General features: G+C 65.5%; 9 protein-coding genes. 8 read left to right on the top strand and 1 reads right to left on the bottom strand.

Features of this window, described 5'->3' with window-relative positions; all coding sequences use genetic code 11:
- Positions 1-215 precede the first annotated feature (215 nt).
- The 5 genes from ACKOED_RS10830 to ACKOED_RS10810 all read left to right on the top strand — a co-directional run bounded on the left by ACKOED_RS10830 (position 216) and on the right by ACKOED_RS10810 (position 3,773).
- Positions 216-341 (top strand): hypothetical protein, encoded by a 126-nt coding sequence (locus tag ACKOED_RS10830; RefSeq protein WP_408916608.1) that lies wholly within the window; start codon positions 216-218, stop codon positions 339-341.
- A 304-nt stretch (positions 342-645) separates the two neighbouring features.
- Complete coding sequence (locus ACKOED_RS10825; RefSeq protein ID WP_408916607.1) at positions 646-936, top strand: aa3-type cytochrome c oxidase subunit IV; 291 nt, start codon at positions 646-648, stop codon at positions 934-936.
- 16 nt (positions 937-952) lie between these two features.
- Positions 953-2,068 carry a Re/Si-specific NAD(P)(+) transhydrogenase subunit alpha gene (locus ACKOED_RS10820; protein WP_408916606.1) on the top strand — a complete coding sequence of 372 codons (1,116 nt, stop codon included), beginning with the start codon at positions 953-955 and terminating at the stop codon, positions 2,066-2,068.
- Positions 2,068-2,373 carry a proton-translocating transhydrogenase family protein gene (locus tag ACKOED_RS10815; RefSeq protein WP_408916605.1) on the top strand — a complete coding sequence of 102 codons (306 nt, stop codon included), beginning with the start codon at positions 2,068-2,070 and terminating at the stop codon, positions 2,371-2,373. Before ACKOED_RS10820 ends, ACKOED_RS10815 begins: the two co-directional genes overlap by 1 nt.
- A 5-nt stretch (positions 2,374-2,378) precedes the next feature.
- Positions 2,379-3,773 carry an NAD(P)(+) transhydrogenase (Re/Si-specific) subunit beta gene (locus ACKOED_RS10810; protein WP_408916604.1) on the top strand — a complete coding sequence of 465 codons (1,395 nt, stop codon included), beginning with the start codon at positions 2,379-2,381 and terminating at the stop codon, positions 3,771-3,773.
- Here ACKOED_RS10810 and ACKOED_RS10805 read toward each other — a convergent pair.
- Positions 3,754-4,566: a DUF2189 domain-containing protein gene (locus ACKOED_RS10805; protein WP_408916603.1), complete on the bottom strand. Its 813-nt coding sequence runs from the start codon at positions 4,564-4,566 to the stop codon at positions 3,754-3,756. The genes ACKOED_RS10810 and ACKOED_RS10805 overlap by 20 nt on opposite strands.
- 92 nt (positions 4,567-4,658) lie before the next feature.
- Here ACKOED_RS10805 and ACKOED_RS10800 point away from each other — a divergent pair, with 92 nt between their 5' ends.
- The 3 genes from ACKOED_RS10800 to ACKOED_RS10790 are packed head-to-tail and all read left to right on the top strand — an operon-like array spanning position 4,659 to position 7,058.
- Complete coding sequence (locus ACKOED_RS10800) at positions 4,659-5,825, top strand: MFS transporter (RefSeq protein WP_408916602.1); 1,167 nt, start codon at positions 4,659-4,661, stop codon at positions 5,823-5,825.
- 13 nt (positions 5,826-5,838) lie between these two features.
- The gene (locus tag ACKOED_RS10795) at positions 5,839-6,612 is read left to right on the top strand and encodes an SDR family NAD(P)-dependent oxidoreductase (RefSeq protein ID WP_408916601.1); all 774 of its coding nucleotides are present in this window, start codon (positions 5,839-5,841) and stop codon (positions 6,610-6,612) included.
- A gap of 35 nt (positions 6,613-6,647) precedes the next feature.
- Positions 6,648-7,058 carry a GNAT family N-acetyltransferase gene (locus tag ACKOED_RS10790; protein ID WP_408916600.1) on the top strand — a complete coding sequence of 137 codons (411 nt, stop codon included), beginning with the start codon at positions 6,648-6,650 and terminating at the stop codon, positions 7,056-7,058.
- The last annotated feature ends 134 nt before the right edge of the window (positions 7,059-7,192 follow it).

Here is a 7,192-nt window from a genome sequence, read left to right as displayed (position 1 = left end):
GGCATATGAAACGCCGCGCTCCCGGACCAGGTTTACTGCCTCAAGCTTGAACTCGCGGCTGAACTTCCGTCTCTCCATTGGACACCTCCAGTTCCATTAAACACCTTAACTCGGTGTCCACGGAACCGGCAGCAGGCCATTCCGATATGTGGAAGCACCCCCTCGCCCCGGCCCTCTCCCCCGCTGGCGCGGGGGCGAGGGATAGGGATGGGAAAATGAACACGCAGCAGATCATCTTCCTCCTGCCCGCCGTTGACGATGCGGCGGCAATGGCGCGTCTGCAGGTGGCCTGTTGCGAAGAGGCCGATGCCGGCATGATCGACGAGCTGGAGCGGATGTAACGGTCAAGGCACCGCCCCCTCATCACCCCCGGACTTGATCCGGGGGTCTTCTTTGGCGGCCAGGAAGATGATGCCACGGTCAGGCCGTGGCATGACGAGCAGTCTGGGTTTTCTCGGCCCTCATCCGCCCCGGCGTCTGCCCCTGGCATGGCCATAACCTTCCGGAAACCATCTATATGTTTGAGAACCTGGAGGAACTTGCCCGCGCCGCGTGACTGATCGCCGCGCGGAAGACCGGGTCCTTGCGGGGGGCGGGCGGAGTGGCTAGAAGCCTCCGGTTATTGGCTTCCAGGCAGAGGGAATCATGGCTCAACACGGGTCTTCCGGCGCGCATTCTCAGGACTTTTCGGAGCACAAGGCCACCTACCAGGGCTTCCTGAAGGGCTCGATCATTCTGGCCATCTATTGTTTCTACGTGCTGGTGGCGCTGGTCGCCTTCGCCTTCGTGTCCGGCAGCAACCTGCTTCTGGGCTTCGGCGGCCTGATCGCCGGCGCGCTGGCGCTGATCATCGATATGCGCATCGGAAACAAATGGTATCTGTCGGTGGGCCTGCTGGTGATCTTTGCGCTGATCACCGCCGTGATGCTCGGCTGACCGGCAGGGATATCCCATGAAAATCGCGATCCCCACCGAAACCCAGCACGGGGAAAGCCGCGTCGCGGCCAGTCCCGACACCGTCAAGGCCTATGTCAAGAAGGGCGCCGAGGTCGTGGTGCAGGCCGGGGCCGGCAAGGGCGCCAGTATTCCGGACGACGCCTTCGCCGCGGCGGGCGCCAGGATCGCCAGTGGCGGCTGGGGCGATGCGGACGTGGTTCTCACCGTGCGCCGCCCCTCGGCGGAGGTGCTGGCGGCGCTGAAGCCCGGCGCCATCCTGATGGGCGGGCTTGAGCCCTACGGCGACAAGGCGGGCCTCGAGGCCATCGCCAAATCCGGCGCCACCGCCTTTGCCATGGAACTGATGCCGCGCATCACCCGCGCCCAGGCCATGGACATTCTCTCCTCGCAGGCCAATCTCGCCGGTTACAAGGCGGTGATCGACGCCGCCCATCATTTCACCCGCGCCTTTCCGATGATGATGACCGCGGCGGGCACCGTGCCGGCCGCCAAGGTGTTCATCATGGGCGTGGGCGTTGCTGGCTTGCAGGCCATCGCCACGGCGCGCCGCCTCGGCGCCATCGTCTCGGCCACTGACGTGCGCAAGGCCACCGAAGAGCAGGTGAAGAGCCTCGGCGCCAAATTCGTCTATGCCGACATCGCCGACGCCGCCACCTCCGGCGGCTATGCCAAGGAACTCTCGGCGGAGGACAAGGCCAAGCAGGCCGCCCTGGTGGCCGAGCACGTGAAAACCCAGGACGTGATCATTACCACCGCGCTCATCCCCGGGCGCCCGGCGCCGGTGCTGATCACCGAGGCCATGGTGGAGAGCATGAAGCCCGGCTCGGTGATCGTCGACCTGGCGGTCGAGCGCGGCGGCAACTGCCCGCTGTCGAAGCCGGACGAGATCGTCCATCACAAGGGCGTCACCCTCGTCGGCACCGTCAATCTGGCGGGCAAGCTCGCCGGCAACGCCTCGCCGCTGTTCGCCAAGAACCTCGCCAATTTCCTCGATCTGATGATCCAGAAGGACGGCTCGCTCAAGATCGACGACGCCGATGAATGCATCAAGGGCACGATGATCGCGCGCGGCGGCGCGCTGGTGCACCCCATGTTCCAGGGAGCCAAGTGATGGAAGCGATCGATCCGTTCGTCTCGCTGTTCGGCATTTTCGTGCTGGCGGTGTTCGTGGGCTATTACGTGGTGTGGAACGTGACCCCGGCGCTGCACACGCCGCTGATGTCGGTGACCAACGCCATTTCCTCGGTGATCGTGGTGGGAGCGCTTCTGGCGGTGGGCGTCGGTGCCCTTGAGTCCGGCTCGGTCACCGCCATGGTGTTTGGCTTCCTCGCGCTGGTGCTGGCGGCGGTCAATATCTTCGGCGGCTTCCTCGTCACCTCGCGCATGCTCGCCATGTACAAGAAGAAGGAGAAATAGGCGGCATGTCGGCCAATCTCGCAGCTCTTCTCTATCTGGTCGCGGGCGCGCTGTTCATCATGGCGCTGCGCGGGCTCTCTTCGCCCGCCACCTCGCGCCAGGGCAACATCTACGGCATGGTGGGCATGGCGATCGCCATGGTCACCACGCTGGCCACCATGCAGCTCTCGCCCATGGTCATCGGACTCGTGGTGCTGGGCCTCGCCATCGGCGGCGGCATCGGCGCGGTGATGGCCAGGAAGATCGCCATGACGGCGATGCCGCAGCTCGTCGCCGCCTTCCACTCGCTGGTGGGCCTTGCCGCGGTGTTCGTGGCGGCGGCGGCCTTCTACGCCCCGGAAGCCTTCCATATCGTGGCCAATGGCGCGATCAACCCGCTCTCGCGCATTGAAATGTCGCTGGGCGCGGCGATCGGCGCCATCACCTTCACGGGCTCGGTCATCGCCTTCCTGAAGCTTGACGGCCGCATGTCGGGGGCCCCGATCCTGCTGCCCGCCCGCCATCTCATCAACATCGCGCTGGGCGTGGCGCTGGTCGCCTGCATCGCGCTGTTCTACCTGAACCCCATTTGGCTGTGGTTCTGGGCGATCATCGCCATCAGCCTCGCGCTGGGCTTCCTGCTCATCATCCCGATCGGCGGCGCCGACATGCCGGTGGTGGTCTCGATGCTCAACTCCTATTCCGGCTGGGCGGCGGCGGGCATCGGCTTCACGCTGCACAATACGGCCCTCATCATCACGGGCGCGCTGGTGGGCTCCTCGGGCGCCATCCTATCCTATATCATGTGCAAGGGCATGAACCGGTCCTTCATCTCGGTGATCCTCGGCGGCTTTGGCGGCGAAAGTGCCGGCCCCGCCGCCAAGGGCGAGGCGAAGCCGGTGAAGCAGGGCTCGGCGGATGACGCGGCCTTCATCATGAAGAATGCCGGCTCCGTCATCATCGTGCCGGGTTACGGCATGGCGGTGGCCCAGGCCCAGCATGCGCTGCGCGAGATGGGCGACCATCTGAAAAAGGAAGGCGTCAACGTCAAATACGCCATCCACCCCGTGGCGGGCCGCATGCCGGGCCACATGAACGTGCTGCTGGCCGAGGCCAATGTGCCTTATGACGAGGTGTTCGAGCTCGAGGACATCTACTCTGACTTCGGCCAGGCGGATGTCGCCTTCGTCATCGGCGCCAATGACGTGACCAATCCGTCCGCCAAGGACGATCCGACATCGCCCATCTACGGCATGCCGGTGCTCGAGGTGTGGAAGGCCAAGACGGTGATGTTCATCAAGCGCGGCATGGCTTCGGGCTATGCCGGCGTCGACAATCCGCTGTTCTGGCGCGACAACACCATGATGCTGTTCGGCGACGCCAAGAAGATGACGGAAGAGATCAACAAGGCGATGGCCTGACCGGGGCCACCACCCGCGTATAGAGGTGCCAGGTGGCGTGGCCGAGGACCGGCAGCACCACCGGCAGCCCCAGGAACAGCGGCGCCAGCCCCAGGAAGGTGAGCGCCACCACGATCAGCCCGAAGCCGAGCATCGGCGCGGGGTTCTGTATCACGGCCTTGAAGCTGGCGATGATGGCGGTGATCAGGTCGATGTCGCGGTCGAGCAGCAGCGGCATCGCCACCACGGTGGCGCAGAACAGCACAAATGAGATGCCCGCCCCGACCGCCGTGCCCACCGCCAGGAAGCCGATGCCTTCCGCCGTGCCGGTAATGACATCCAGGAAGGCCTGGATCGTCGAGAAGGACTGGAACCCGAGGAAGATCGCCAGCAGCATGCGCACCTCGTAGAGCCACATCCAGAAGATGAACAGCACCACGAAAGCCATCCAGCCCACCTGGCGCTTGCGCTGCGCCAGGATGACGCCGAGGATCTCGCCAAAATGCAGGGGCTGGCCGGCCGCCAGCCGCCGGCTGGTTTCATAAAGCCCCACCGCCACGAAAGGCCCGATCAGCGGAAAGCCGACGGCGATGGGAATGATCCACCACGGCTCATGATAGACGGTGAGCAACAGCCAGATGGCGATGCCGCCCGCCGCGTAGATGCCGCCGAAAAACAGGCCGATCAGCGGCGCCCTGCGGAAATCGCCAAGCCCCGCGGCCAGCGCCGCCCTCACATCTGCAAAGGAAATACGGTTGATCTTGACGGACGGCGGCCGCCCGGGAACGGTGACGGTCTCATTGGTGGTGTCCATGGCTTTCCCCTGGCACGCGCTTCGCAAAGTCCCCGCATGGCAGAATGCATGGTGGCGGCGGCTTGTGCAATCGGCTAGGGATGCAGCGCAACATGACAAGTGACATCATCACCCGCACTGCGCAACCCGCCCAGGCCCGCTGGGCGGTTTTCGTTGCGTTTCTGGTCCATGGCCTGCTGATCGGCGCCTGGGTGCCGCATGTGGCGCTGGCCAAGGAGCGGCTCGACGTGGGGCCTGGTGTGTTCGGGCTGGCGCTGCTCGCCTTTTCGGCGGGCGCGATTTTCGCCATGCCGGTGGCGGGCGTTCTGATCAACCGCTTCGGCAGCGCCGTGATGACGCTGGTGACGGGCATGCTGTTCTGTGTCGCATTCCTCGGCCCCGTGCTCGCGGCGAGCATGCCTGCTTTCGTCCTGGCCGGGGTGGCGATGGGCATGATGATCGGCAGCATGGATGTGGCCATGAACGCCCATGGCATCGCGGTGGAAAAGGCCCTGCGCCGGCCGATCATGTCGATGCTGCACGGCAGCTTCAGCATCGGCTCGATGTTCGGCACTTTTCTCGGCGCGGCGATGCTGAGCCGCTTCGGCGTGTTGCCGCAGGCCGGCGCCACGGCGCTCCTCTGCCTGGCGATGCTGCTCGCCGCCTCGCGCTTCTTCCTGCCGGGCGACATCGACAAGGGCCTTTCGGGCACGCATTTCGCCTGGCCCACCAGGGCCACCATCGGCCTCGGCCTCTTGTGCCTGCTGGCGCTGATGATCGAGGGGTCCATCCTCGATTGGGCGGCGATCATGATGCGCGAGAAGTACATGATCGACGCCGGCATCGCGGCGCTGGGCTTTGGTTTCTACCAGGCCGGCATGGCCGTCGCCCGCTTCACCGGCGACTGGATCAGGCTCAAGGTTGGCGCCGTCGCCATGGTGCGGGTGAGCGCCTTGCTGGCCGCGGCGGCCACCACGGTGGCGCTGCTGGCGCCGTCACCGCAGATTGCCATTGCCGCCTTCGTGTTCGCCGGGCTGGGGCTCGGCAATATCGCCCCCGTGCTGTTCGCGGGCGGCGGAAGGCTGGAGCCCGATGCGCCGGGCCGTGGCATCGCGGCGGTGACGACGCTGGGCTACACCGGCTTCCTGCTGGGCCCCGCGCTGCTCGGCCTCGTCGCCGAGGCGACCAGCCTCACCGCGGCGCTGTTCGTCACCGTCGCGGCCGCGCTGATCATTGCCGTCTTCGCCGGAGCCGCCAGATCGGCCGACAGCTATCATTGAGGGAGCAACGATCTTGCGACTGAACAACCGCATCGCCATCGTCACCGGCGCCGCGCGCGGCATCGGGCTCGCCATCGCCGAGCGCTTTGCCGCCGAGGGCGCCTCCGTCACGATCGCCGACATTCTCGATGCCGAGGGCCAGGCGGCGGCGGCCGCCATCGGCGCCAATTACACGCATTGCGATGTCGCGCAGGCGGCCGATGTGCGGGCACTTGTGGCGGCGGTGGTGGCGCGGCATGGCGCGGTCGATATTCTCGTCAACAACGCCGGGATCGCGCTCGGCGGCGATTTTCTGGATGTGACGGAAGCGGATTTTGACCGCGTGCTGGCGGTGAACCTCAAAGGCTCCTTCCTGATGCTGCAGGCCTGCGCGCGCCAGATGGTGAAGCAGGCGGGGGCAGGGCGGAAGCCGGGCGCCATCATCAACATGTCCTCCGTCAACGATACGCTCACCATCCCCGGCATCGTCTCCTACTGCGTGTCGAAGGGTGGCGTCTCGCAGCTCACCCGCGCCACCGCGGTGGCGCTGGCGCCGCATGGCATCCGGGTCAACGCCATCGGCCCCGGCTCGATCAGCACCGACATGATGAAGGGCGTGCTGGCCGACAGGGCCGCCCTCAACCGCGCCCTGTCGCGCACCCCGCTGGGCCGCGTCGGCGAGCCATCCGAAGTGGCCTCGATCGCCGCCTTTCTGGCCTCGGACGACGCGAGCTACGTGACCGGCGAGACCATCTATGTCGATGGCGGCCGCATGCCGCTGAACTATACGGTGCCGGTGCGCGAATGATCCGGCCTGGCCGCGTCTCTGATCTGCCGGAGATCATGCGCATTCGCACGTCGGTCAGGGAGAATCATCTCTCGGTCGCGCAAATGGCGGAAGTTGGCATTACCGAAGCATCGATCGCCGAACGTATTACGGCCGACAATCTTGGTTGTTGGGTTGCCGAGCATAACGGAACTCTTACCGGCTTCTCGATGGCTGACCGGCTCGAAAGCGAGGTATTCGCCCTGTTCGTTGATCCGGCGCATGAAGGCAAGGGCCATGGCAGCGCGCTGCTCCGGGCGTGTGAAGACTGGCTTCTGCTCAACGGGTGCGCGGAAGCGAGACTTAACACCGAACCAGGAACACGCGCCGATGCTTTCTACCAGCGGCGCGGGTGGACACCGACTGGCGAGACGTCAGGCCTCTTTGCCGAGGACAAGGTCATGACAAAGCGCTTGTCCCGCTCTTGATCGTGTCATTCCACAGATGCAGTGGGGGTTGTTTCCTCTTGGCAAATGAACCCGGTCCGTCCTCTCCTGCGAAGCGGGAGAGGAGGGGGCCCCAACGAAGTTGGGGAAGGTGAGGGGAGCGAAGCGTGCTGCTT

The organism is Aestuariivirga sp. (assembly GCF_046093005.1).
Taxonomy (GTDB): domain Bacteria; phylum Pseudomonadota; class Alphaproteobacteria; order Rhizobiales; family Aestuariivirgaceae; genus Aestuariivirga.
Note: the sequence above shows the minus strand (reverse complement) of the source record. Positions and strands in the feature narration are given on the sequence as shown.

Coding starts and splice junctions, on each gene's coding strand:
- ACKOED_RS10830 (WP_408916608.1), top strand. CDS start 216: ATGAACACGCAGCAGATCATCTTCCTCCTGCCCGCCGTTGACGATGCG.
- ACKOED_RS10825 (WP_408916607.1), top strand. CDS start 646: ATGGCTCAACACGGGTCTTCCGGCGCGCATTCTCAGGACTTTTCGGAG.
- ACKOED_RS10820 (WP_408916606.1), top strand. CDS start 953: ATGAAAATCGCGATCCCCACCGAAACCCAGCACGGGGAAAGCCGCGTC.
- ACKOED_RS10815 (WP_408916605.1), top strand. CDS start 2,068: ATGGAAGCGATCGATCCGTTCGTCTCGCTGTTCGGCATTTTCGTGCTG.
- ACKOED_RS10810 (WP_408916604.1), top strand. CDS start 2,379: ATGTCGGCCAATCTCGCAGCTCTTCTCTATCTGGTCGCGGGCGCGCTG.
- ACKOED_RS10805 (WP_408916603.1), bottom strand. CDS start 4,566: ATGGACACCACCAATGAGACCGTCACCGTTCCCGGGCGGCCGCCGTCC.
- ACKOED_RS10800 (WP_408916602.1), top strand. CDS start 4,659: ATGACAAGTGACATCATCACCCGCACTGCGCAACCCGCCCAGGCCCGC.
- ACKOED_RS10790 (WP_408916600.1), top strand. CDS start 6,648: ATGCGCATTCGCACGTCGGTCAGGGAGAATCATCTCTCGGTCGCGCAA.